This is a genomic window from Streptomyces sp. GS7 (assembly GCF_009834125.1).
GTDB lineage: Bacteria > Actinomycetota > Actinomycetes > Streptomycetales > Streptomycetaceae > Streptomyces.
This window is the reverse complement of record NZ_CP047146.1, coordinates 2,544,624-2,567,465: the sequence shown is the minus strand read 5'-3', so window position 1 is coordinate 2,567,465 and position 22,842 is coordinate 2,544,624. Positions and strand designations below refer to the sequence as shown.

Below are 22,842 nucleotides of genomic sequence, written 5' to 3'. Positions count from 1 at the left end.
GCGTCGTATCCTGCTCGGACACTCGCTACGAGCCGACCGGAACAGGCACCACCCCCGCCCCGAAATTTCCGGTCCAGCTGCTCGGCGACGTTGTTTCATGGGCAGGACGGACAGCACATAACGTCCCATGGGGGCGTGACTCCAGTTCGACGGGAGATGCACGTGGCCGGGCGCATCGAGGACTACGCACTTATCGGCGATATGCAGACCGCCGCTCTCGTGTGCCGGGACGGCACGGTCGACTGGCTGTGCCTGCCCCGCTTCGACTCGCCGGCGGTCTTCGCGGGGCTGCTGGGCACCGAGGAGCACGGCTTCTGGCGGATGGGCCCGGTCAACGGCAAGGGCCCGAAGCAGGCCGACCGTCGCCGCTACCGAGGGGATTCACTCGTTCTGGAATCCGAGTGGGACACCCCCCGCGGTACCGTCCGGGTGATCGACTTCATGCCGCCGCGGGACGGTGCGCCGCAGGTGATCCGCATCGTGGAGGGCGTCAGCGGCCGGGTCCCGATGCGCTCGGAGCTGCGGATGCGGTTCGCGTACGGCTGGGTGGTGCCGTGGGTGCACAAGGTCGAAGGCCGGACGGTGGCGGTCGCCGGACCCGACTCGGTGTGGCTGGACACGTCCGTGGACACGTACGGCAAGGATCTGACGACGTACTCCGACTTCACCGTGTCGCCCGGGGAGCGGATCGCGTTCACGCTCAGCTGGGAGCCCTCGCACAAGCAGCCGCCGGCCGTGGCGGATCCGGAGGGGTCGCTGGAGGCGACCGAGGATTTCTGGCGCGAATGGGTCGAGCACTGCACCTATCACGGGCCGTACCGGGACGCGGTGGTGCGCTCGCTGATCACGCTGAAGGCGCTCACGTACGCGCCGACCGGCGGGATCGTGGCGGCGCCGACCACGTCGCTGCCGGAGTGCATCGGCGGGATCCGCAACTGGGACTACCGCTTCACCTGGCTGCGGGACGCGGCGATCACCCTGTCGTCGCTGCTGCGCACCGGCTACCGCGAGGAGGCGCGGGCCTGGCGGGAGTGGCTGCTGCGCGCGGTGGCCGGCGACCCGGAGAACCTCCAGATCATGTACGGCATCGCCGGTGAGCGGGAGCTGGGCGAGAACGAGCTCAACTGGCTTCCCGGATACGAGAATTCGCGTCCCGTACGGGTCGGCAACGGCGCCGCGGGGCAGCTCCAGCTGGACGTCTACGGCGAGGTCACCGAGGCACTGCACCTGGCGCACATGACCGGCCTGTCCCGCAACGACTACGCCTCGCTGCTCCAGATCAAGCTGATCCAGTGGGTGGAGAAGCACTGGGACGAGCCGGACGAGGGCATCTGGGAGGTCCGCGGTCCGCGCCGGCACTTCGTGCACTCCAAGGTGATGACCTGGGTCGCGGTCGACCGCACGGTCAAGCTGATCGAGTCCGGGGACGTGGACGGGCCGCTGGAGCGGTGGAAGGACCTGCGCGAGACCATCCACCGGGACGTCTGCGAGAAGGGCTACGACAAGGAGCGCAACACCTTCACCCAGTCCTACGGCTCCCAGGAGCTGGACGCGTCGCTGCTGCTGATCCCGCAGATGGGCTTCCTGCCGCCGGACGACAAGCGCGTCATCGGCACCATCGAGGCCATCCAGCGGGAGCTGGGCACCGAGGACGGCTTCGTCCTGCGCTATCCGACGGCCGGTGAGGGGCTGGGCGTGGACGGCCTCGAAGGGGACGAAGGGGCCTTCCTGGCCTGCTCGTTCTGGCTGGCGGACGATCTGGCGATGATCGGCCGGGTGGAGGAGGCCCGCAAGCTCTTCGAGAAGCTGCTCTCGCTCCGCAACGACCTGGGGCTGCTGGCGGAGGAGTGGGACCCCCGGCTCAAGCGGCAGGTGGGGAACTTCCCGCAGGCGTTCAGCCACGTTCCGCTGATCGACACCGCGCTGCGGCTGACGGCGAGCGGGGCGTACGGGGGGTAGCGCGTACCCCGGTGCTCGTCCGGCGTTCCCGTGTTCCGGGGTGCCGCCCGGTGGTCCGGGCGGCACCTTTCGCATACCGGGGGCCGCGGGCGGCCGGGCTCAGAACGCGGTCAGGGTGAGGGTCAGCTCCTTCGGGGCGGGGTCCTCGATGTACGAGGCGAAGCCGGCGACGTCGTCGAAGGCGAAGCCGTACGCCTTGCCGTCCCGGGTCGCGGCGTGCATGGCGGCGGCGTAGTGGTTGGTGAGCCGCTCCCGGTAGAAGGCGGCCGGGTCGGTGGTGGGCTGGGCGGGGTGGGTCGTGAGGGTGGAGCGGTTGAGGGCGGCGCCGAGGACGGCGGCGACCGGGCCGAGGGTGCCGTCGTTGGGGGCGGCGAGGGTGCCGTCGCAGAAGAGCACGTCGCGGGTGGAGGGCTTGGCGAAGGAGACCGCCTTGGGGCCCGTGAAGCCGAGCCGGTCGCCGCTGACCCGGCCGGTGAAGGTGCCGGCGTCGGTGGTGACGGTCAGGTCCTTGGAGGCGTAGGCGGTCCACGCCTCGTCGATGGCGGGGGCGAGGTAGTCCTTGCCGAACAGGCCGCTGTCCAGGCCGTGACCGGGTGCGATGACGCGTTTGTCGCCGATGACCAGGCGGTCGAAGCCCTCGGCGCCCTTGACGTCGGAGAAGATCCGGGCGCGGGCGCCGTCCTTGAGCGTGCCGGTGGTCTGGTCCCTGGCGCCGGTGAGCCGCAGGGCCAGCGGCACGCTGAACATGTCGACCATGGTGGTGTTGCAGTACATCCCGCCGGCGGTGTGGGTGAACTCCGCGCAGTCGTGCAGGACGTCGTAGTTGGGGTCGCCGGCGACCCAGCCCGCGGGGTAGGCCAGCGCGGGCTTCCCGTTGCCGTCGGCGACCGCCTTGATCCTGAGCCTGCCGCCGAGGGCGGTGTAGATCCGGCCGGACATCAGGGGGAGTTGGAGGGTGGTGGTGCCGTTGGCGGCGAGGGGTATGGCGTAGTCGGTGAAGCCGTCCGGGCCGTTGTCGGCGAGGGCGACGGGCTTGAGCTGCCCGTCGGCGGTGACGCGGACCTGCTGGGTGCCGTCGTTGCCGAGGATGTAGATCCGGATCGAGGAGTTGGCGTAGGCGCCGGAGGCGTTGACGATGTGCAGCGGCAGGCCGGCGGCGGACGGGCCGGCCGGGGCGGGGGCACCGAGGGCGCGGGCGGCGGTGGCCAGGCCGGCGGTGGCGGCGGCGCCGGCGGCCAGGCCGCCGAGGAGGCTGCGACGGGTGATCACGGGCTGCTCCTAGTGGGGGGTGTGTGGCGGGAGTGCTCTCGCCACGGAGGTACCGGGAACCCTGCCGAGCCGGTGGGGCACCGTCAACGGGGCGGAGCCGAAAAGGAGTTGGAGCGGGCAGTGCGGTGCCCGTACGGGCGGGACGGGTGCCCCGGGGCCCGGGTGCCCGGCGGCGGCCATCCGGACCGCGGCCTTCCGGACGGCCGTACTGCGGGTAGCGTTCGTCGCCATGGGGCCGCAAGGGAAGATCGAAGCCGAGATCACGGTACGCAGGGCGCTGGAGCTGCCCGCGCTGCGGCGCGGTCTGCCGGAGGTGCTGGCCGGCGAGGACCGGCTGGACCGGGCGGTGCGCTGGGTGCACGCCGGCGAGGTCCCGCACATCGCCTCGCTGCTCAAGGGCGGCGAGCTGCTGCTGACCACCGGCCTCGGAGTGGGCGCCCGGCCGTCCGAGCAGCGCGCCTTCATCCGCCGGCTCGCCGAGCGCGACATCGCCGCGCTGGTGGTGGAGCTGGGCTCGCGGTTCGACGCGCTGCCCGCGGCGCTGGTCGACGCCGCGCGGGACTGCGGGCTGCCGCTGGTCCAGCTGCACCGCGAGGTCCCGTACGTCACGGTCACCGAGGAGATCCACACCGAGATCATCAACAGCCACTACTCCCTGCTGCGGCGGGCCGACGAGCTGCTGCGGCGCTGTACGGACGTACTGCTGCGCGGCGGCGGGGCCCCGGAGGTGCTGCGGCTGCTCGCCGTCTTCACCGGCAATCCGCTGTGCCTGGAGGCCCCCGACGGCAGCCCGCTGTACGCGGCGGGCCCGGAGGGCGACGACGGGCCCGCGGACGCCGATCCGCTGCTGGCCTGGGAGGGCCTGCGGGAGACCGGGGTGCGGATCGACGTGCCCGGCGGCGGGCACGGGCCCGAATCGGTCCGCGCCCGACTGGTGCTGCTGCCGGTCAACACCCCGCTCGCGCCGGTCCACCGGATCGCCGCGGAGCGGGCCGCCGACCTGCTCGCCGTCGTCATGCTCCAGTCCCGCCAGGAGGAGGTGCTCGCCGCGCGCGGGCGCGGGGACTTCCTCGCCGAGCTGGCGGAGGGCCGCATCTCCGCGGCCGAGGCCCCCGCCCAGGCCCGGCTCCTTGGGTTCCGCCCAGGTGCCGACCCGGTGCTCCCGGTGGTGATGCGGCTGCCCGCCGCGCTGCCCTCCCCCGGCAGCTGGGCGCTGCTCGCCCAGGCGCTGCGCGAGGAGCTGGCGGCGCCCGGCGTGCCCGTACTGCTCGGCGTCCGCCCCGTGGAGGGCCGGGTCCCGCTGCTGGTGGCGCTGCGGGCGGGCCAGGACCGGGCCGCGCTCGCCGGCCGGATCGCCGAGGCGCTGCGCGCCGGGGTCGTCCGCGCGGGCCTGGACCGGCCGTCCGCGCAGCGCCCGGTGGTCGTCGTCGGGACGGCGGGCGACTGGGCGGCCGCCGGCCCCGGGCTGCGGCACGCCGGGGAGGCCGCGGCAGCCGCCCAGGGGCTGCCGGAGCAACCCTGGTACGACGCCCGCCGCCTGGACATCGAGCTGCTGCTGTGGCGGATGCGGGAGCACGGCGAGCAGGGGGTGCTCACCGACTTCGTGGAGCGCGCCATCGGGCCGCTGCTCGCCCATGACCGCGGTGCCCGCCAGCCGCTGCTGCCGACCCTGGAGGCGTATCTGGCCAGCGCGGGCCGCAAGGCGGAGACCGCCCGCGATCTGAACGTGAACCGGCAGACGCTCTACGACCGGCTGGCGCGCATCGCCCAGCTGCTGGGCACGGACCTGGACGATCCGCAGACGGTGCTCGGGCTGCGGCTGGCGCTGCGGGCACGGCGGCACACGGACCGGCCGTAGGGTCCGTCCGACGGGTCAGACCGGCTGGACCGTCCCGACCGGCTGGGTCAACTCGTCGTAGACGCTGAGCACTTGGGCCACCGTGTCGTTCTCGCTGGGCCAGCCGGCGGCCTGGGCGCGACCCGCCTCGGCGAGGGCGTCGCGGCGCACCGGGTCGGCGAGCAGGTCGAGCACCGTACGGGCGAGGGCGGTGGCGTCCCCGTAGCGGACCAGTTCCGCGGCCCGGCCGACCAGTTCGCGGGTGCCGCCGGTGTCGGTCGCCACCAGCGGCACCCCGGCGCGCAGCGCCTCCTGGGCGATCAGCGAGCGGGCCTCCCACCGGCTGGGCAGCACCACCAGGTCGGCGGCGGCGAGGAGTTCGGGCACGTCGTCGCGGCGGCCGAGCAGCTGGACGGGCAGCCGCTCGCTGTCGATGCGCCGCTGGAGCGCGGCCCGCTGCTCGCCCTCGCCCGCGATGGCGAGCAGCGGCTGGGGGTCCAGCGCGCACCAGGCGTGCGCCGCGTCCAGCAGCAGGTCGTGGCCCTGGTAGGGGTCGAGGCGGCCGACGGCGAGCAGCAGCGGCCGGTCCACCGCGCCCAGTTCGGCCCGCTCCTTGTCGCGGGCCGGGTCGTCGTCCGCGGGTCCGCCGGGGGCGCCGCCGGGCCGCGGGCACGGGATGGCGACCGGGGCCAGCCGGGCGTCGCGGGCGCCCCGCTCGCGTGCCCGGTCGACGAGGTCGGAGCAGACGCCCAGGACGACGGCGGCGGCGCGGGCCACCCGCCGCTCCATCAGATGCACGACCCGGGCCCGCGCGCCCTCGGTGTGCGCCTTGGTGTGCCAGGTGATGACCAGGGGCACCCGTCCGCCCCGGGGGCCGCGCAGTCCACGCAGCGCGACGGAGGCGCGCAGCCCGGCCCGCAGGCCGTGGGCGTGCACCAGGTCGGCGTCCCAGCAGGCGCTGCGCAGGGCGGCCATGCCGGCCGGGTCCATCCGCGGGGTGACCTGCACGAACCGGGCGCCGGCCGCGCTGAAGCCGTACGCCTCCTCGGCCTCGGGGGTGGCGCAGACGGTGACCCGCACCCCGCGCGCGACCAGCCCTTCGGCCAGCGAACGGACGTGCGCCGCGCTGCCGCCGCTGCCGTGGCCGAGCACCTGGACCGTGCGCAGCGGCGACAGGCCGTGCGCCGGGGACGGGGTGCTGGTCACGTGGTCGGGCTCCTGGTTCGGCGCCGGCACGTACCGTACCGGCGGGGCGGTTTCCTGCTGCGAAGTGCTGCGATGCGCCGAGGCCCGCGGGCGGTGCCCGTCCTCGGGAAGGACGGGGCGGGCCGGCCGCGGCACTGCGCACCGCGCCCAGGATGCCAGCCCGGAGACGTCAATTCGGCACCGTGCGGACGCCGTTCCGGTGGGAAGTCTCACCCCCGGATCCCGGGATTCACCCACATGGGCGACAAGCCGACCACGCGGATTGCCTTCCGGGCGAGGTGAACCGCTCCGTCCGGTCCCCGTCCGCCGCTGTCCGGAACCCGTCCTTCACTGTCCGGATCCGCTCGCCATCGGTTCGGGCGCGACCGCGGACCGGGGCGGTCCGCCCGGACGAGGCGCCCGCGGCCCGGATCAGAGGGCGCCGGCAGCCCGGCTGACGCGGTCGCCGGCTACCGCGGCGGCGACCAGCCCGGCGGCGTGCGCGGCCAGCCCGGTGCGCCGGTTGCCGGCGGCGATGGCCAGTCCGAGGGCCGCGCCCAGGGCGTGTGCCCCGGCGTCGCCCAGCATGGTGCGCTCCCCGAGGTCGTCCGCGAGCACCGCCGCCGCGGCCCCCATGGGCGCGGCGGACAGCGGGCCCGCGGGCCCCCGGCGCAGCAGGCCCGGCGCGCCGACAGCCAGGACGGCGCAGGCCGCCCGGCCCGGCTTGACGTCGAGGAGGTTGACCAGATGGGCCGAGCCCGCGATCACCACGCCCGCCAGCAACTTGTCGGCCGGGCGCTCCTTGAGGAGGGCGCCCGCGGCGAGCCCGGCGGCGCCGATCCCGAAGAGCTTCACCGCCCCGCTGGTGACCTCGCCGTGCCGCAGCGCGGAGAGGTGCGCGCGGAACCCGCGCCGGGGGTCGCCGGCGCCGGCCACGTCGTCGTACCCGCCGCAGGCCCCGGCGGCCAGGACGGCGAGCGCGGTCGCGCCGCGGGTCCGCGCGGACAGGCCGGGGGCGCCGGCGGCGGCGAGCGCGGTGCCCAGGGCGGTCGCCGGTCCCGCGTGCAGGGTGACGGTCCGGCCCGCGTGGTTCTTCCGCTCCCACCGGGCCGCGCCGCCCGGCGGCCGCCGGCGCAGCGCCGCGTACCCGGCCCGGGTCGCACCGGCCGCCGCGATCAGCGCCGCCATCCGCGCCGGGGTCGGTCCGACTGCCCTCGCCACCATGCCACTCCCCTCAACCGGCCCCCGCCGGGCTCGACTCCCCGGCCCCGGGGCCCTCTCCGTACGTGTCCGGCTCGGCTATGTCCCCGTGCGCGCCGTCTCCAGCAGTTCCTCCGCGTGGGCGCGGGCCGTCTCGGAGTCCTCCTGGCCGGCGAGCATGCGGGACAGTTCGCGGACCCGCTCCTCACCCTCCAGGACCGTGACGCCGCTGCGGGTGACCGAGCCGTCGTTGGTCTTCTCCACCAGGAGCTGGCGGTCCGCGAAGGCCGCGACCTGCGGGAGGTGGGTGACCACCACGACCTGCGCCGACCGGGCGAGCCTGGCCAGCCGCCGGCCGACCTCGACGGCCGCCTTGCCGCCGACGCCCGCGTCGACCTCGTCGAAGAGGTAGGTGGGCACCGGGTCGGTGCCGGCGAAGACGACCTCCACGGCGAGCATCACCCGGGACAGCTCACCGCCGGACGCGCCCTTGGCGATCGGCCGGGGCGGGGCGCCCGGGTGCGGGGCGAGGAGGAGTTCGACCTCGTCGGCGCCGGCCGGCCCGTAGACCACGGTGCGGCCGTTCACCTCGATGCCGTCGGCGTCCTCGCCATCCCCGCTCACCTCGGTCTGGCGGACCGCGACGCTCACCCGGGCGTGCGGCATGGCGAGTTCGCCGAGCTCGGTGGTGACCGCGTCCGCGAAGCGCTTCGCCGACGCGGTCCGGGCGTCGGTCAACTCCTGTGCCAGCTCGCCCAGTTCGGTGCGGAGGGCGTCGCGTTCCGCGGTCAGCTCGCCGATCCGGTCGTCGTCGCCGTCCAGTTCGGCGAGCCGGGCGGCGCTCTGCTCGGACCAGGCCAGCACCGCCGCGATGTCCTTGCCGTACTCGCCGTACTCGCCGTACTTGCGGACCAGGTGGTTCAGGGCGGCGCGGCGCTCCTCGACGGCCGCCAGCCGCAGCGGGTCGGCGTCCAGGCCGTCCGCGTAACCCGCCAGTTCGCCCGCGACGTCCGCCATCAGGATGCCGATCTCGCCGAGCCGCTCGGCGAGCGCGGCGAGCGCCGGGTCGTGGCTGCGGACGGCCTCCAGCGCGCGGTGCGCGCCGGCGACCAGGGTGGTGGCGTCGACGCCCTCGGGGTCCTCGGGGTTGCCGGCCAGCGCGGCGTGCGCGGCGGACGCGGCGGAGGCCAGCGCCTCGGCGTGCCCGAGCCGCTCGGCCTCGGCGGCGAGTTCGGTGTCCTCGCCGGGCTGCGGCTCGGCGGCGGCGATCTCGTCGAGGCCGAAGCGCAGCAGGTCGGCTTCCTGGGAGCGTTCCCTGGCCCGGGTGGTCAGCTCGGCCAGCTCGGCGGCGACGGCGCGCAGCCGGCGGTGGGCGGCGGTGTACTTGGCGAGCGGGACGGCGACCGCGTCCCCGGCGTAGCGGTCCAGGGACTCGCGCTGGCGGGCCGGCCGCAGCAGACCCTGCTGGTCGGTCTGGCCGTGGACGGCGACCAGGTCGTCGGCCAGTTCGCCGAGCAGGCCGACCGGTACGGACCGGCCGCCCACATGCGCGCGCGAACGGCCCTCGGCGGAGACCGTGCGGCTGATCAGCAGCGCGCCGTCGTCCAGCTCCGCACCGGCCTCCTCGGCCCGTACGGCCGCGGGGGCCGTGGCGGCGAGGGTGATCCTGCCTTCCACCACCGCCGACTTGGCGCCGATCCGCACGAGGGCGGGGTCCGCGCGCCCGCCCAGCAGCAGGCCGAGGCTGGTGACGACCATGGTCTTGCCGGCGCCGGTCTCGCCGGTCACCGCCGTGAAGCCCGGGGACAGCTCGACAACGGCGTCGTCAATGACGCCCAGGGACCGGATCCGCATCTCCTCCAACACGGATACGACCTTACGAGGTCCGGGGGCCGCCCCGCGACGGCCTCCCCCTCACTCCCGCCCCGGCACCGCCCGGCCGCGACCCCCTCCCTGCGGTTCTCCGCCCCGCGGACCTGCGGAAAACCCCACCAGGGAAGGGGTGAGGGCCGCATGGTGGCGGACCGCTCCCGGCCGTCACGCTGGTCTGGAGACGGAACCGGGCGGTGCGCACGGTCAGAACCGTGCGAACGGTGGAAGAGGGGGACACATGTCCAGCGGATTGGCGCGGGCCGCGCTGCGCGGCCACCGGCCCGCGTTCGCGGGGACGGCGGTGGCGACGCTGTTCGCCGCGACCGTGGTCGGGGCGTCGACGACGATGCTCGCCGCCACCGGCGCCGACCGCGTCCCCGCGTCCGCACGGCGCGCCATGGCGGCCCACCACGTAGGGGACATGGCGGTCGTCCTGCTCCTCGGCTCGGTCTATCTGTCGGTGTTCGTGGTCGCCTCGACGATGGGCACCGCCGTCACCCAGCAGCACCGCGAGTTCGCGATGCTGCGCGCGATCGGCGCCCGCCCCTGGCAGATCCGGCGGGCGACCGCCGCGCAGGCCGTGGCGGCCTCGGTCCCCTCGGCGCTGGCCGGGTGCGTACTGGGGGCGGTGCTGGCCCGCGCGTGGTTCGGGGGCATGGTCGGCCACGGCCTCGTACCGCCCGGAGTGCCGTTCCGCTTCAGCTGGGTCGCGCTGCCGGTGTGCCTGGGGGTGGCGGTGGTCACCTCGGCGGTGGCGGGGCTGCTGGCGGCGAGCCGGTTCGCGGCGCTGCGCCCGGCGCGGGCACTGGACGAGGCGGCGGCCGGCCGCCGGGAACTGGGGCTGCTGCGGCTGCCGCTGGGGCTGGCCGCGCTGGCCGGCGGGGTGCTCGTCTCCCGGCTGCTCGCCGGGCAGGGCGCCGACCGGGCGAGCCAGGGCGCGTTCCTGGTCCTGCTGCTCTTCTGCGTCGGGACCGGGCTGCTGGGACCGCGGCTGGTCGGCCCGGCCGCCTGGCTGGTGTCCCGGCTGATCGGCCGGTTCGGCAGCGCGGCCGAGCTGGCGATGCGGAACGTCACGTCCCAGTCGCGCCGGTTCTCCGCCGCCGTCGTACCGCTGGTGCTGGTGGTCGCGTTCGGCACCACCAAGATCGCGCTGCACACCACCGCCGCCCACCGGACCGGGTCCGCGGGCCCGGCCGGCGCGGTCTGGCTGGACTACGTCGGCACCGGCCTGTACGCGGGCTTCGCCGCCATCGCCGCCGGCAACACCCTGGCCATGATCACCGCCGAGCGGCGCCGCGATCTGGCGCTGCTGCGGCTGGTCGGCTCACGGCCCCGCCAGGTACGGGCGATGGCCGCCTGGGAAGCGGCCGTGGTCGCCGGCACCGCGCTGGTCCTCGGTACCGCGATCGCGCTGTGCACCCTCGCCCCGATGCTGCGGCAGGCGTTCGGCGACCCGCTGCCCTACGTCCCGGGGCCGACGGCCGCCGCGATCGCCGGCGGCACCCTGCTGCTCGCGCTGCTCGCCACCGGCCTGCCCGTCCACCTCGGCCTGCGCCGCCGCGCCACGGAGACCCTGGCCGCGGCCTGACGGCCTCCGCCCCGCCCCCGTATTCCTCCGCCCTCCCACGAGGCACATCTCATGCCCCCACACACATCCCACGACCCCCACGAGGTACCCGCCATGAGCGCCCCGGCACCGCACCGCCCGGAACCCGGCCCCCACCGCCCCCAACGTCCCCGCACCACGGCCCTGTTGCACTCCGCACTGGCCGCCGTGGCCGCCCTCGCCGCGCTCACCGCCACCGGCTGCGCGCCCCCGGCCGCCGCCGCCCGCGCCGCCGCCCGTGCTCCGTCCCTGGACGGCGTCTGGCGGACGGAGGGCTACGGCACCCTCGTCGCCATCAAGGGCCGCACCCTGCGGACGTACGAGACCACCGCCGTCAGCTGCCTGCCCGGTTCCGTCACCGGCACCCGGTCCGGCGCCCCCGACGCGCACGGCGCGAGCCGCTTCACGGTCCCGGACCAGGCGCCGCTGACCGTCTCCCCGGCGGGCGCCGGCCGCGCCCGGCTGGCCTTCGACGACAACGTGGGCGGCCGCACCCTGCACCGCGTCGGCGCGCTGCCCGAGCGGTGCGGCCGGCGCCCGTCCCGGGACCCCCGGGCGGTCTTCGACGTCTTCTGGCGGACCTACGCGGAGAACTACCCCTTCTTCCGCGCGAAGGGGATCGACTGGACCGCGGTCCGCGACCGCTACCGGCCGCGGATCACCGCACACACCACCGACGCCCAACTCTTCGCGGTGCTGCGCGAGATGATCGAGCCGCTGCACGACGCGCACACCCGCGTCGTGGCCGGTCCCGACCGGCGGTTCGCCGGCAGACGCCCCGGCACCGAGCTGCCCACCCCGGAAACCGCCGCCCGTATCGACGGGGCGATCGCCACGAACCTCGGGGCCGGCACCGTGCAGCAGCACTGGGCCCAGGGCAAGCTCTCCTACGCCGATCTCCCGGGCCGGATCGGCTACTTCCGGGTCACCCAGTTCGCCGACTACACCGAGAAGGGCGACTACGCCGGCGATGTCGCCGAGCTGGACCGCGCGCTGGACGCGGTGTTCACCAGGGCCCGTACGCAGGGGCCCACCGCGCTGCGCGGCCTCGTCATCGACCTGCGGCTCAACGGCGGCGGCGCGGACCCCCTCGGCCTGCGGATCGCCTCGCGGCTCACCGGCCACCCGTACCTCGCGTACCGCAAGCGGGCCCGCAACGACCCCCGCGACCCGGGCGCGTTCACCACTCCCGAGCCGATCCGGGTCCGCCCGCACCGGGGCCCGGTCTACACGGGCCCGGTGGCCGTCCTCACCGGCCGGCTGACGATCAGCGCCGGGGAGACCTTCACCCAGTCCCTGATGGGCCGCTCCCCCGCCCCCACCCGGATCGGCGAGAACACCCAGGGCGTCTTCTCCGACGTCCTGGAGCGCAGCCTCCCCAACGGCTGGACCTTCGGTCTGCCCAACGAGGAGTTCCTGACCGCCGACGGGCGCACCTTCGACGGTCCGGGCATCCCCCCTGCACTCGCCGCCCCCGTCTTCACCGAGGCGGAACTCGCCGCCCGGCGGGACAGCGCCCTCACCCGCGCCCGGGAACTCCTGGCACGCGGGGCCCGGGTCGGCGGCCGGTAGCGCGGGGCCTGAGCGGCTGGTGGGGCGGGTGCCTAGTGCGGCGCCCCCCGCCACCCCGCCACCGGGAGGGCGAACTTGGCGACCAGGCGGTCCGTGAACGACGCGTGGTGCAGCCGCGCCAGACGTACCGGGACGGCGCCGCGGCGGACCTCGACGCGGGCGCCGGCGGGGAGTTCGACGGTCCGCCGGCCGTCGCACCACAGCACCCCGTGCGGGGTCTTGGGCTGCACCTCGACCGCGAGCACCGAGCGCGGCGAGGTGACCAGCGGCTTGGCGAACAGGGCATGGGCGCTGATCGGCACCATCAGCAGCGCCTCGACCTCGGGCCAGACCACCGGCCCGCCGGCGGAGAAGGCGTACGCGGTTGAGCCGGTCGGCGTCGCGCAGACCACTCCGTCGCCGCCGAAGCGGGACACCGGCCGGCCGTCGACCTCGGTGACCACCTCCAGCATCCGCTCGCGGGCGGCCTTCTCGACGGACGCCTCGTTGAGCGCCCAGTCGGTGTGGACGACGGTGCCGTTGTTGCGGACCAGGACGTCCAGCGTCATCCGCTCCTCGACCTCGTAGGCGCGGGTGACGACCCGGTCGACGACCTTGTCGAGGTCGTCGCGCTCGGCCTCGGCGAGGAAGCCGACCCGGCCGAGGTTGACGCCCAGCATCGGCACCCCGGACGTCCGGGCGAAGTCCGCGCCGCGCAGCAGCGTGCCGTCCCCGCCGAGGACGACCAGCAGTTCGCAGCCCTCGGCCGCGCACTGCTCGGACTCGACGCGCACGACCGACGGCGGGAGCGGCAGATCCGCGGCCTCCTCCGCCAGTACCCGCACCCCGATCCCGCTGCGCAGCAGTCCCTGGACGACGAGTTCGGCGCTGCGGATGGCCGCCGGGCGGCCGGTGTGCGCGAGCAGGAACACCGTCCGCCCGGCGCGGCTGTTCTCCTGTGCTGCGCTGCCTTCAACTGCCTGGGTTGTGGTCAACGGGGCCCCTCCGCCACTGCACGGTCGACATCCGCCGGGTCGAGTGCAGGCGCCCCGGCGCGCAGCCACAGAAAGTACTCGACATTGCCCGACGGTCCGGGCAACGGGCTCGCGGTCACGCCGAGGACGCCCAGCCCCAGTTCGGCCGCCCGGTCCGCGACCGCGCACACCGCCTCGGCCCGCAGCCGGGCGCTGCGCACCACGCCGCCGCTGCCCAGCCGCTCCTTGCCGACCTCGAACTGCGGCTTGACCATCAGCACCAGGTCCGCGTCCGGCGCGGCGCAGCCGACCAGCGCGGGCAGGACGAGGCCCAGCGGGATGAACGAGAGGTCGCCGACGACGAGGTCGACGGGCTGCGCGTCGATCTGCTCCAGCGTCAACTCGCGTACGTTGGTACGGTCCTTCACGGTGACCCGGTCGTCGCTCTGGAGCGACCAGGCGAGCTGCCCGTAGCCGACGTCGACGGCCACGACATGGCCGGCGCCGGCCCGCAGCAGGACGTCGGTGAAGCCGCCGGTCGAGGCGCCGGCGTCCAGGGCCCGCCTGCCCTCGATCCGCAGTCCGCGCGGGACGAAGGCGGCGAACGCGCCGGCGAGCTTGTGGCCGCCGCGCGAGACGTAGTCGGGGTCGTTCTCGTCGGCGCGGACGACCAGGGCCGCGCTGGTCTCCACCTGGGTGGCCGGTTTGGTCGCCCTCGCCCCGGCGACGGTCACCCGGCCCGCGGCGATCAGCTGGCTCGCGTGCTCCCGGGAGCGGGCCAGCTTGCGGCGCACCAGCTCCGCGTCGAGTCGGCGTCGTGCCACTCCTGCCACCTGTGGTTCAGCTCCTGTTGTCGTGCGTGGTCGGGAAAGGCGCGGGCGGCCCGGGCTGCTGGTCCAGGGAGGCCAGCACATCGCGCAGCCCACGGTGCACATCCTCGTACATGTCCAGGTGGCCGCCGGTCGGGAGGTGGTCGGCATCGGCGAGGCGCCGCAGCGCGGCGTCGACCGCGGGCTGGCCGGTGGGTGTCACCGGCACCCCGAGCGGCTGCTGCCCCGCGGGGCCGGACGGCTCGCCGGCCCCCTCCGCTGGCTCGGGCACGGACAGGGTCCCGGGTGCCTCCGGCTCCGGGCCGGACGTCGGCTCTTCCATGCCTCCGACGCTACCTCGACCGCCCCCGGCCTGGCGTATCGTCGGGCGCGATGGCAACCCACGACCAGTGCCGCGCCGCGCTCGACCGGCTGGCCCAGAACCTGTCCTCGGCGCAGGGCGACGTGCGCAGCGCCGCCGCGCTCGACCGTTCGCTCAGCTGCCGCATCACGGATCTCGACACGACCTTCCTCGGGCGGCTGGCCGACGGCACGATCCGGGACGTCACCAGCGTTCCCGGCCCACCCCCGCACAAGGCCGAGATCCGGCTCACGATGGCCGGGGACGACCTCGTCGCGCTGGTGGACGGCCGGCTCAACTTCGCCGTGGCGTGGGGCACCGGCCGGGTCAAGCTGGAGGCCGGGCTGCGCGATCTGCTGCGGCTCAGGACGCTGCTGTGACGGCCGCCGGGGAGGCGGCCCGGCGCGGCCGGCGGGCGGCCGGGACGACCAGCGGGGTGCCGGTCTCCGGGTCGTCGATGATCTGGCAGCCGATGCCGAAGACCCGCTCGACCAGGTCGGCGGTGACGATGTCGGCCGGCGCGCCCTCGGCGATCACCTCGCCGTTCTTCATGGCGATGAGGTGGGTGGCGTAGCGGGCCGCGTGGTTGAGGTCGTGCAGCACCGCGACGAGGGTGCGCCCCTGCTCCTCGTGCAGTTCGGCGCAGAGGTCCAGGACCTCGATCTGGTGCTGGATGTCCAGGTACGTCGTCGGCTCGTCGAGGAGGAACAGCGGGGTCTGCTGGGCCAGTGCCATGGCGATCCAGACGCGCTGCCGCTGGCCGCCGGAGAGTTCGTCGACGTAGCGGTCGGCGAGTTCGCCGACGCCGGTCGCCGCCATCGACTCCCGGACGATCCGCTCGTCCTCGGCCGACCACTGGCGGAGCAGGCCCTGGTGCGGGTAGCGCCCGCGGGCCACGAGGTCGGCGACGGTGATCCCGTCGGGGGCGATCGAGGACTGCGGCAGCAGCCCGAGCGTCCTGGCGACCTTCTTGGCCGGGAGCGAGGAGATCGCGGCGCCGTCGAGCAGCACCGAGCCGGCGGCCGGCCTGAGCATCCGGGAGAGCGCGCGCAACAGGGTGGACTTGCCGCAGGCGTTCGGGCCGACGATGACGGTGAAGGAGTGGTCGGGGATGGCGACCGAGAGGTTCTCGGCGATCACCCGCTGGTCGTAGGCGAGGGTGACGTTCTCGGCCGTGAGACGGGTCACTTCGGGGCTCCTGGGGGTGGTGGGGGGTGTCGCTGCAGGTGTCGGTGGTCGCGGTCACGGCTGCCGGGCGCGGCGGCCGGTGCGCTCCGGCGCGGGCCGGTTCACACCCGTCCGGCCTTCCGCTCGGTGAACAGCAGCCACACGAGGTAGCCGCCGCCGAGGATTCCGGTCAGCACGCCCACCGGCAGCTGGTCGGCGCCGAACAGCCCCTGCGAGGCGACGTCCGCGGCGACCAGCAGGGCGGCGCCCATCAGGGCGGCGGGCAGCAGGTTGGGGCCGGGTGACCGGGTGAGCCGCCGGGCGAGTTGGGGCGCGGTGAGCGCCACGAAGGAGATCGGTCCGGCCGCCGCGGTGCCGGCCGCGACCAGCACGACGGCCGCCAGCAGCGCGGTGATCCGGACCCGCTCGACCCGTACGCCCAGCGCGGACGCCGCGTCGTCGCCCATCTCCAGCATCCGCAGCGGACGTCCGAAGCGGAGCACCAGGGGGACGAGGACGGCGCAGACCGCGGCCAGCGGCCAGACCTGGTCCCAGTCCCGGCCGTTGAGTGATCCGGTCATCCAGGTGGTGGCCCGGGTCGCCTCGTGGATGGTCGCCTTGGTCAGCAGGTAGAGCACGACGGCGTAGAGCATCGCGGCGGCGCCGATGCCGACGAGGACGAAGCGGTAGCCGTGGATGCCGCGCTTCCAGGCGAGCAGGAAGATGGCGAGGCCGGTGGCCACACCGCCGACGACGGAGCCGGCGGCGACGCCGTAGGGGCCGCTGTGGAAGTAGACGATGGCGACCAGCGCGCCGGCCGAGGAGCCCTGGGCGAAGCCGAGCATGTCCGGGCTGCCGAGCGGGTTGCGGGAGACGGTCTGGAAGACCGCCCCGGCGATGCCGAAGGCGGCGCCGACCAGCAGCCCCACCAGCACCCGGGGCAACCGGAGTTCCTGCACGATGAACTGCTGGCCGGGGGTGCCGCCGCCGGTGAGGGTGCTCAGCACCTCGGAGGGCGTCATCGGGTAGTCGCCGGAGCCGACCAGCGCGACCGCGGCGGCCAGCGCGACGGCCAGCAGCGTCAGTCCGGCGAGGACGGCGCGCACGTCGAGCCGGACCGAGAGCCCGCTCCCGGTGCGGACCGCCCGGATGCGTCGGGTGGGCCGCGCCCCGGCCGTCACCTTGGTTCGCTCGCTACGCTCACTCACAGCTGGGCCATCCTCCGACGCCGTACGAGATAGATGAAGACCGGGCCGCCGATGACGGCCGTGACGATGCCCACCTGGAGTTCGCCGGGCCGGGCCACGACCCGGCCGAGCACGTCCGCGCCCAGCAGCAGCACCGGCGAGAGCACCGCCGAGTACGGCAGGATCCAGCGCATGTCCGGTCCGGTGACGGCCCGTACGGCATGCGGCACCATCAGGCCGACGTAGACGATCGGGCCGCAGGCGGCGGTCGCCCCGCCGCACAGCAGGGTGACCGCGAGCATCGCCAGCACCCGGGTGCGGGTCAGCCGCGCGCCCAGTGCCCGCGCCTGGTCGTCGCCGAGCGCGACGGCGTTCAGCGGCCGGGCGAGCAGCAGCGCCAGGAGCGCGCCGGCCGCGAGGAACGGCGCGACCTCGGTGACCGTGGGCATGGTCGCGGCGGCCAGCGAACCGACCGTCCAGAAGCGCATCTTGTCCAGCGCCGCGTTGTCCAGCAGGTTGACGGCGTTGAGGTAGCCGGTGAGGACGGCGGTGAGCGCGGTGCCGGCGAGGGCGAGCCGCACGGGGGTGGCGTTGCGGGTGCCGCCGAGGGCGTAGACCGCCACCGAGACCACCGCGGCGCCGGCGAACGCGAACCACACATAGCCGGTCAGCGAGGTGACGCCGAGGAAGCTGATGCCGGAGACGACGGCGGCCGAGGCGCCGGCGTTGATGCCGAGGACCCCGGGGTCGGCGAGGGGGTTGCGGGTCAGCGCCTGCATGACCGTGCCGGCGAGGCCGAGGGCGGCGCCGGCGAGCAGGCCGAGGAGGGTGCGGGGTACCCGCACGTCGCGGACGATGACGTCGGTGTCGGAGCCGGAGTAGTGGAACACCCCGTGCCACACCTGGTCGAGGGGTATCTGTTTGGCGCCGACGGCGATGCCGAGGACGGTGATCACGGCGAGCCCGGCCACGGAGGCGAGCAGCCCGGCCGACCGTATGACGGGGCGTCGGCGGGGGGCCGCGGGGGCCGGTGCCGCTGTTGCTGCGGGGGGACTGTCAACCAACACGCTAGTTAGGTTAGCCTACCCTCACAAGCACGTGATCAACCGGCCCTTCCGGTACGGCCGTACGCCCTGCCGATCCGGTCGCCCCCTTCGAGAGAGAAGTGCACACGCCATGAGAACCCCCCGAAGCGTATCCCCGTCCCGCCGCGGCATCCTGGCCGCGGGCGGCGCCGTCGGCATCGGCGCGCTGCTCGCCGCCTGCGGTGGGGGCAAGGGTTCGGGGGGCGGCAACGGCGGTGCCGAGGGCGGCCCGTGGTCCTTCACCGACGACCGCGGGCAGAAGGTCTCCCTCCCCCACACCCCGCAGCGCATCGTCGCGTTCACCGGCACCGCCGCCGCGCTGCACGACTTCGGCGCCGCCGACCGGATCGTCGGCGTCTTCGGCCCCACCAAGCTCCCGGACGGCAAGCCCGATCCACAGGCCGGCGACCTCGACGTCGACAAGGTCACCATCCTCGGCAACGCCTACAACCAGTTCAACGTCGAGAAGTACGCCGGCCTGAGCCCCGATCTGCTCGTCACCAACATGTACGAGCCGGGCGCCCTCTGGTTCGTCCCGGACGACAGCAAGGACAAGATCGCCAAGCTCGCCCCGAGCGTGGCCGTCACCTCCTCCCGGGTCCCGCTCGACCGGATCGTCGCGCGCTACGCGCAGCTCGCCACGGCACTCGGCGCGGACCTGAAGGCCAAGAAGGTCGCCGACGCCAAGGCCCGCTTCGAGAAGGCCGCCGAGGCGCTGCGCAAGGCCGCCAAGGCCCACCCGGTCAAGGTGCTCGCCTGCTCCGGCAGCGCCGACCTCTTCTACGCCTCCAACCCGGGCATCAACGCCGACCTCATGTACTTCACGTCCCTCGGCGTCGACCTGATCGTCCCGGACCACCTGGACAAGGGCGGCTACTTCGAGAGCCTCAGCTGGGAGAACGCCGACAAGTACCCGGCCGACGTGCTCCTGCTGGACAACCGCACCGCCACCCTCCAGCCCAAGGACCTGGCCGCCAAGCCCGCCTGGAACAAGCTCCCCGCCGTCAAGGCCGGCCAGATCACCCCCTGGTCCAGCGAGCCGCGCTTCTCCTACGCGGGCGCCGCACCGCTCCTCGAATCGCTCACCAAGGCCATCGAGGGCGCCAGGAAGGTCAACTGACGCACCGTCACACCCGCGCACCCACTCCTTCGACCCCCGTACGCACACCACGCCCCGTACCGTCCCGGGAGGTTCCCGTATGACCACGACCGCCGCCCCCGCCACCGCGCCGTACCGCTTCTTCGACGTCCATGTCGTCCGCGCCCGGCGGCTGAGTACGTCCATGGTCCGGATCACCTTCGGCGGCGAACGGCTCGACGAGCTGATCTCCGGCGGCCGGGACCAGCGCTTCAAGCTGTTCCTCCCGCAGCCCCACCAGGCGGTGCCGGTCTTCGACGACACGGGCGACGGCTGGTACACCGCCTGGCGGGCCCAGGACCCGGCCGAACGGCCCGTGATGCGCTCGTACACCATCCGCGAACAGCGCCCCGCGACCGGCGAGTTCGACGTGGACTTCGCGCTGCACGGCGCCGACGGCCCGGCCGCGGCGGTGGCCGGCGGCCCGGCCAGCCGGTGGGCCGCACGCGCCCGGCCCGGCGACCGGCTGACCGTCCTCGCCCCGGCCGTCGAGGACAACGGCGGGGTCGACTTCCGGCCGCCGCCCGGCACCGACTGGATCCTGCTCACCGGCGACGAGACGGCGCTGCCCGCCATCGCCGGGATCCTGTCCTGGCTCTCCCCCGGCACCCGGGCCAAGGTCTGGATCGAGATCGGGCACGAGGACGACCGGCAGCAGCTGCCGACCTTCGCCGACGCCGACGTCACCTGGCTCGTCCGGGACCCGGCCACGGCCGCCCACACCGAGCCCGTACGGGACGCGCTGCGCACCGCCGAACTGCCCGCGGGCACGCCCTACGCCTGGATCGCCGGCGAGGCCGGCACCGTGAAGGCGGTGCGCAGGCACCTCGTCGGGGAGCGCGGATTCGACCGCCGGGCCGTCAAGTTCACCGGCTACTGGCGGCGCGGCGCCACTGAGGAGGACCTGATCGCGGAGCTGACCGCCGCGGCGGCGCAGCGCACCGGGCAAGCTGCCTGACCGGTCCGGGCCCCGCCGCATCCGGTGGGGCCCGGCGCCCGGCACCCCCCGTCACATCCCGATCTGCCGCAGCGCCTTCTCGGCGTCCGCCGCGCAGCCGCCCTCGCCGGCGGCCGTCCACGCCGCCGCGCACAGCGCCCGCAGCCCGTCCAGCGGCGCCCCCGCGCCGTCCAGGACCAGGGTGTCCCCGGCCCCGGCGCCGGACGCGGTGGCCCGCCAGCCCCCGCACCGGAAGCCGTCGCCGTCCGCCGCCACCTCCGGCTGCGGCACCAGCACACCGCGCAGATCCGCGTCCACATACGTCGGCCGGTGCCGCGGCGGCGCCGCCAGCAGCTCCGCCGGGATCGTCACCCCGGTCAGCACCAGCAGCGAGTCGACCCCGCCGTTCCAGGCACCCTCGATGTCGGTGTCGAGCCGGTCCCCGATCACCAACGGCCGCTCGGCACCGGTCCGCAGCACCGTCTCCCGGTGCATCGGCGGCTGCGGCTTGCCCGCCACCTGCGGCGCACCGCCCGCGGCGATCCGCACCACCTCGACCAGCGCGCCGTTGCCCGGCGCGATACCGCGCTCCTTGGGAATCGTCAGATCGGTGTTGGACGCGAACCACGGCACCCCGCGCTGCACCGCGTACGCGGCCTCCGCCAGCTGCCCCCAGTCCAGCCCCGGGTCGTAGCCCTGGACCACCGCCGCCGGATCGTCGTCCGCGGACGCCACCGGCTCCAGCCCGCGCTCACGCAGCGCCACCCGCAGCCCCTCGCCCCCGATGGCCAGCACCTTGGCGCCGGGCGGCACCTGCTCGGCGATCAGCCGAGCCACCGCCTGCGCCGAGGTGATCACGTCGTCCGCGTCCGTCGGCAGGCCGAATCCGGTCAGCTGGTCGGCGACCGCCTGCGGCGTCCGGGCCGCGTTGTTCGTCACATACGCGAGGTGCATCCCGCCCTCCCGCGCCGCGGTCAGCGACTCCACGGCATGCGCGACGGCCTGCCCGCCGGCGTAGACCACCCCGTCCAGGTCCAGCAGCGCCGTGTCGTACGCCTCGCTCAGCGCGCGCCGGCTCCCCTCGGGCCGGCACCGCTCGCCCCCGCCCGCCCAGCGGCGCTCGTCCCCGCCCGCCCTCCCGCGAGTCTGCTCCTCCATGCCCTGCTGCTCCTCGCTCCTCCGTGCCGTACGAAGGACTCCGGCGCGCCGTGTGGAGAGCCGGCCCGGCTCCTGGGGCCCGCCGTCCGCCGCCGCGCGGCTACCGATGTCTTCCGGCCACTCGGGGCCGCTCCCCCGATCATCCCGCACCCGCCGAGCGGCATAGCATTCTTCAATGACCAGTACCGACGGCCTCCGCCTCCTCCCGTTCCGCGGACTGCGCTATGCCCCGGACCGGGTCAGCAGCCTCACCGCTGTCACCTCCCCGCCCTACGACGTCGTGGTCCGGCCGGACGGCGTCCGTGAGCTGGAAACCTCCGATCCGTACAACATCGTCCGGCTGATCCTCCCGCAGGCCGCGGACCCCACCACCCGCCACCGCCAGGCCGCCGACACCCTCCGCCGCTGGCGCGCCGAGGGCGTCCTGACCCGCGACCCCGAGCCCGCCCTCTACGTCTACGAGCAGCGCTGCGGCGACGTCCTCCAGCGCGGGCTGATCGGCGCGCTGCGCCTGGACGGCCCGGTGCTGCCGCACGAGGACGTGATCCCCGAAGTGGTCGAGGACCGGGCCGCGCTGATGCGCGCCGCGGCCGCCAACTTCGAGCCGCTGCTGCTCTCGTACCGCGGCCGGGGCACCGCGACCGGCGCCACCGCGGTCATCGAGCGCACGGTCCGGGGCGCCCCGCTGCTGGCCACCACCACCGAGGACGGCTTCGCCCACCGCCTCTGGGCGGTCACCGACCCCGCCGACCTGTCCGCCGTCGACGAGGACCTGTCCCACCAGGAGGCGCTGATCGCCGACGGCCACCACCGCTGGGCGACCTACCAGCGGCTCCACGAGCAGCAGCCCGGCGCCACCGCCGCGTCCCCCTGGGCGTCCGGCCTGGTGCTGCTCGTCGACACCGCCCGCCATCCGCTCCAGGTCCGCGCGATCCACCGCGTGCTGCCGCATCTGCCGCTCGCCAAGGCGCTCGCGGAGGTGGCCGGCGCGTTCCGGGTCCGCCGGCTGCCCGGCGAACTGCCCGCCGCCCTCAAAGCGCTGGAGGAGACGGCCGGCAGCGCCTTCGTCCTCTCGGGCGGCCCGGACGACTTCCATCTCCTCGACCGGCCCGACCCCGGGCTGCTCGACCGGGCGATCCGCACCGACCGGCCCGAGGCGTGGCGGCGGCTGGACGCGACCGTGCTGCACTCCGTCCTGCTCGACGAGATCTGGCGGATTCCCGACCACCCCTCGGACATCAGCTATCTGCACCGCACCGCGGACGCCGTCGAGCAGGCCGCCCGGCATGGCGGCACGGCCGTCCTGATGCGCGCCACGTCCGAGGAGACGGTCCGTCAACTCGCCCAGTGCGGCGTGACGATGCCGCGGAAGTCGACGTCCTTCGGCCCCAAGCCGGCCACCGGCCTCGTGCTGCGCACCCTGGACGACGCCACGAGCTGAACACCCCTGGTCGGGCCGCCCGGACACCCGACACCCACCCGATGACCTGGTTAGGTTAGGCTTACCTGACTACGTCATCGGGTGGGTCTCCCTGCCCCCGTGCACA

19 protein-coding genes are annotated in these 22,842 nt (G+C 75.0%); 8 read left to right on the top strand and 11 right to left on the bottom strand.

Annotated elements, in window-relative coordinates:
- The first annotated feature begins 156 nt into the window (after positions 1-156).
- On the top strand, positions 157-1,959 hold the full coding sequence (locus tag GR130_RS11060) for a glycoside hydrolase family 15 protein (protein ID WP_159509890.1): 1,803 nt from the start codon (positions 157-159) through the stop codon (positions 1,957-1,959).
- 99 nt (positions 1,960-2,058) lie between these two features.
- Here the strand turns inward: GR130_RS11060 and GR130_RS11055 are convergent, their stop codons facing one another.
- A complete protein-coding gene (locus GR130_RS11055) occupies positions 2,059-3,228 on the bottom strand; it encodes a beta-1,3-glucanase family protein (protein ID WP_159504560.1) in 1,170 nt (389 codons plus the stop codon).
- A gap of 229 nt (positions 3,229-3,457) precedes the next feature.
- Here GR130_RS11055 and GR130_RS11050 point away from each other — a divergent pair, with 229 nt between their 5' ends.
- Positions 3,458-5,086 (top strand): PucR family transcriptional regulator, encoded by a 1,629-nt coding sequence (locus GR130_RS11050; protein WP_159504559.1) that lies wholly within the window; start codon positions 3,458-3,460, stop codon positions 5,084-5,086.
- 15 nt (positions 5,087-5,101) lie between these two features.
- On the opposite strand, the gene GR130_RS11045 is transcribed toward GR130_RS11050, so the two are convergent.
- The 3 genes from GR130_RS11045 to recN all read right to left on the bottom strand — a co-directional run bounded on the left by GR130_RS11045 (position 5,102) and on the right by recN (position 9,304).
- Positions 5,102-6,271, bottom strand: a complete 1,170-nt coding sequence (locus GR130_RS11045; RefSeq protein ID WP_159504558.1) for a glycosyltransferase family 4 protein — start codon at positions 6,269-6,271, stop codon at positions 5,102-5,104.
- Positions 6,272-6,682: 411 nt separating this feature from the next.
- Complete coding sequence (locus tag GR130_RS11040; RefSeq protein WP_159504557.1) at positions 6,683-7,474, bottom strand: hypothetical protein; 792 nt, start codon at positions 7,472-7,474, stop codon at positions 6,683-6,685.
- A 75-nt stretch (positions 7,475-7,549) separates the two neighbouring features.
- Positions 7,550-9,304, bottom strand: coding sequence for a DNA repair protein RecN (gene recN, locus GR130_RS11035; RefSeq protein ID WP_159509889.1), 1,755 nt, complete (start codon positions 9,302-9,304; stop codon positions 7,550-7,552).
- 256 nt (positions 9,305-9,560) lie between these two features.
- On the opposite strand from recN, the gene GR130_RS11030 reads away from it, so the two are divergent.
- Positions 9,561-10,910 (top strand): ABC transporter permease, encoded by a 1,350-nt coding sequence (locus GR130_RS11030; RefSeq protein WP_159504556.1) that lies wholly within the window; start codon positions 9,561-9,563, stop codon positions 10,908-10,910.
- A 93-nt stretch (positions 10,911-11,003) separates the two neighbouring features.
- Positions 11,004-12,500, top strand: coding sequence for a S41 family peptidase (locus tag GR130_RS11025; RefSeq protein ID WP_159504555.1), 1,497 nt, complete (start codon positions 11,004-11,006; stop codon positions 12,498-12,500).
- A 32-nt stretch (positions 12,501-12,532) separates the two neighbouring features.
- Here GR130_RS11025 and GR130_RS11020 read toward each other — a convergent pair whose 3' ends face one another.
- Genes GR130_RS11020 through GR130_RS11010 form a run of 3 tightly spaced genes read right to left on the bottom strand, consistent with a single transcriptional unit; the run spans position 12,533 to position 14,605 of the window.
- A complete protein-coding gene (locus tag GR130_RS11020; RefSeq protein WP_236572971.1) occupies positions 12,533-13,474 on the bottom strand; it encodes an NAD kinase in 942 nt (313 codons plus the stop codon).
- Positions 13,471-14,286 carry a TlyA family RNA methyltransferase gene (locus GR130_RS11015; protein ID WP_159504554.1) on the bottom strand — a complete coding sequence of 272 codons (816 nt, stop codon included), beginning with the start codon at positions 14,284-14,286 and terminating at the stop codon, positions 13,471-13,473. The genes GR130_RS11020 and GR130_RS11015 overlap by 4 nt, the downstream gene beginning before the upstream one ends.
- A gap of 7 nt (positions 14,287-14,293) precedes the next feature.
- Positions 14,294-14,605, bottom strand: coding sequence for a hypothetical protein (locus GR130_RS11010; RefSeq protein WP_159504553.1), 312 nt, complete (start codon positions 14,603-14,605; stop codon positions 14,294-14,296).
- A gap of 50 nt (positions 14,606-14,655) precedes the next feature.
- Between GR130_RS11010 and GR130_RS11005 the strand changes: the two genes are divergently transcribed.
- Positions 14,656-15,003, top strand: coding sequence for a sterol-binding protein (locus tag GR130_RS11005; protein ID WP_159504552.1), 348 nt, complete (start codon positions 14,656-14,658; stop codon positions 15,001-15,003).
- On the opposite strand, the gene GR130_RS11000 is transcribed toward GR130_RS11005, so the two are convergent.
- The 3 genes from GR130_RS11000 to GR130_RS10990 form a co-directional block, all read right to left on the bottom strand.
- Entirely contained in the window at positions 14,987-15,811 is an 825-nt protein-coding gene (locus tag GR130_RS11000; RefSeq protein WP_159504551.1) for an ABC transporter ATP-binding protein, read from the bottom strand. The genes GR130_RS11005 and GR130_RS11000 overlap by 17 nt on opposite strands.
- A 101-nt stretch (positions 15,812-15,912) precedes the next feature.
- Positions 15,913-16,998 carry a FecCD family ABC transporter permease gene (locus GR130_RS10995; protein WP_159504550.1) on the bottom strand — a complete coding sequence of 362 codons (1,086 nt, stop codon included), beginning with the start codon at positions 16,996-16,998 and terminating at the stop codon, positions 15,913-15,915.
- On the bottom strand, positions 16,995-18,044 hold the full coding sequence (locus GR130_RS10990) for a FecCD family ABC transporter permease (protein WP_159504549.1): 1,050 nt from the start codon (positions 18,042-18,044) through the stop codon (positions 16,995-16,997). The genes GR130_RS10995 and GR130_RS10990 overlap by 4 nt, the downstream gene beginning before the upstream one ends.
- Before the next feature lie 109 nt (positions 18,045-18,153).
- Here GR130_RS10990 and GR130_RS10985 point away from each other — a divergent pair, with 109 nt between their 5' ends.
- A complete protein-coding gene (locus tag GR130_RS10985; protein ID WP_159504548.1) occupies positions 18,154-19,182 on the top strand; it encodes an ABC transporter substrate-binding protein in 1,029 nt (342 codons plus the stop codon).
- Between the two features lie 79 nt (positions 19,183-19,261).
- On the top strand, positions 19,262-20,158 hold the full coding sequence (locus GR130_RS10980) for a siderophore-interacting protein (RefSeq protein WP_159504547.1): 897 nt from the start codon (positions 19,262-19,264) through the stop codon (positions 20,156-20,158).
- Between the two features lie 51 nt (positions 20,159-20,209).
- Here the strand turns inward: GR130_RS10980 and GR130_RS10975 are convergent, their stop codons facing one another.
- Positions 20,210-21,295, bottom strand: coding sequence for an HAD-IIA family hydrolase (locus tag GR130_RS10975; RefSeq protein ID WP_159504546.1), 1,086 nt, complete (start codon positions 21,293-21,295; stop codon positions 20,210-20,212).
- Between the two features lie 175 nt (positions 21,296-21,470).
- Here GR130_RS10975 and GR130_RS10970 point away from each other — a divergent pair, with 175 nt between their 5' ends.
- Entirely contained in the window at positions 21,471-22,736 is a 1,266-nt protein-coding gene (locus tag GR130_RS10970) for a DUF1015 family protein (RefSeq protein WP_159504545.1), read from the top strand.
- The last annotated feature ends 106 nt before the right edge of the window (positions 22,737-22,842 follow it).

Bases quoted from the DNA above. Each gene is read 5' to 3' on its own strand.
- GR130_RS11030 (WP_159504556.1), top strand. From the start codon at position 9,561: ATGTCCAGCGGATTGGCGCGGGCCGCGCTGCGCGGCCACCGGCCCGCG.
- GR130_RS10985 (WP_159504548.1), top strand. From the start codon at position 18,154: ATGAGAACCCCCCGAAGCGTATCCCCGTCCCGCCGCGGCATCCTGGCC.
- recN (WP_159509889.1), bottom strand. From the start codon at position 9,304: ATGCGGATCCGGTCCCTGGGCGTCATTGACGACGCCGTTGTCGAGCTG.
- GR130_RS10970 (WP_159504545.1), top strand. From the start codon at position 21,471: ATGACCAGTACCGACGGCCTCCGCCTCCTCCCGTTCCGCGGACTGCGC.
- GR130_RS11005 (WP_159504552.1), top strand. From the start codon at position 14,656: ATGGCAACCCACGACCAGTGCCGCGCCGCGCTCGACCGGCTGGCCCAG.
- GR130_RS10980 (WP_159504547.1), top strand. From the start codon at position 19,262: ATGACCACGACCGCCGCCCCCGCCACCGCGCCGTACCGCTTCTTCGAC.
- GR130_RS10975 (WP_159504546.1), bottom strand. From the start codon at position 21,295: ATGGAGGAGCAGACTCGCGGGAGGGCGGGCGGGGACGAGCGCCGCTGG.
- GR130_RS11040 (WP_159504557.1), bottom strand. From the start codon at position 7,474: ATGGTGGCGAGGGCAGTCGGACCGACCCCGGCGCGGATGGCGGCGCTG.
- GR130_RS11060 (WP_159509890.1), top strand. From the start codon at position 157: ATGCACGTGGCCGGGCGCATCGAGGACTACGCACTTATCGGCGATATG.
- GR130_RS11050 (WP_159504559.1), top strand. From the start codon at position 3,458: ATGGGGCCGCAAGGGAAGATCGAAGCCGAGATCACGGTACGCAGGGCG.
- GR130_RS11025 (WP_159504555.1), top strand. From the start codon at position 11,004: ATGAGCGCCCCGGCACCGCACCGCCCGGAACCCGGCCCCCACCGCCCC.
- GR130_RS11010 (WP_159504553.1), bottom strand. From the start codon at position 14,605: ATGGAAGAGCCGACGTCCGGCCCGGAGCCGGAGGCACCCGGGACCCTG.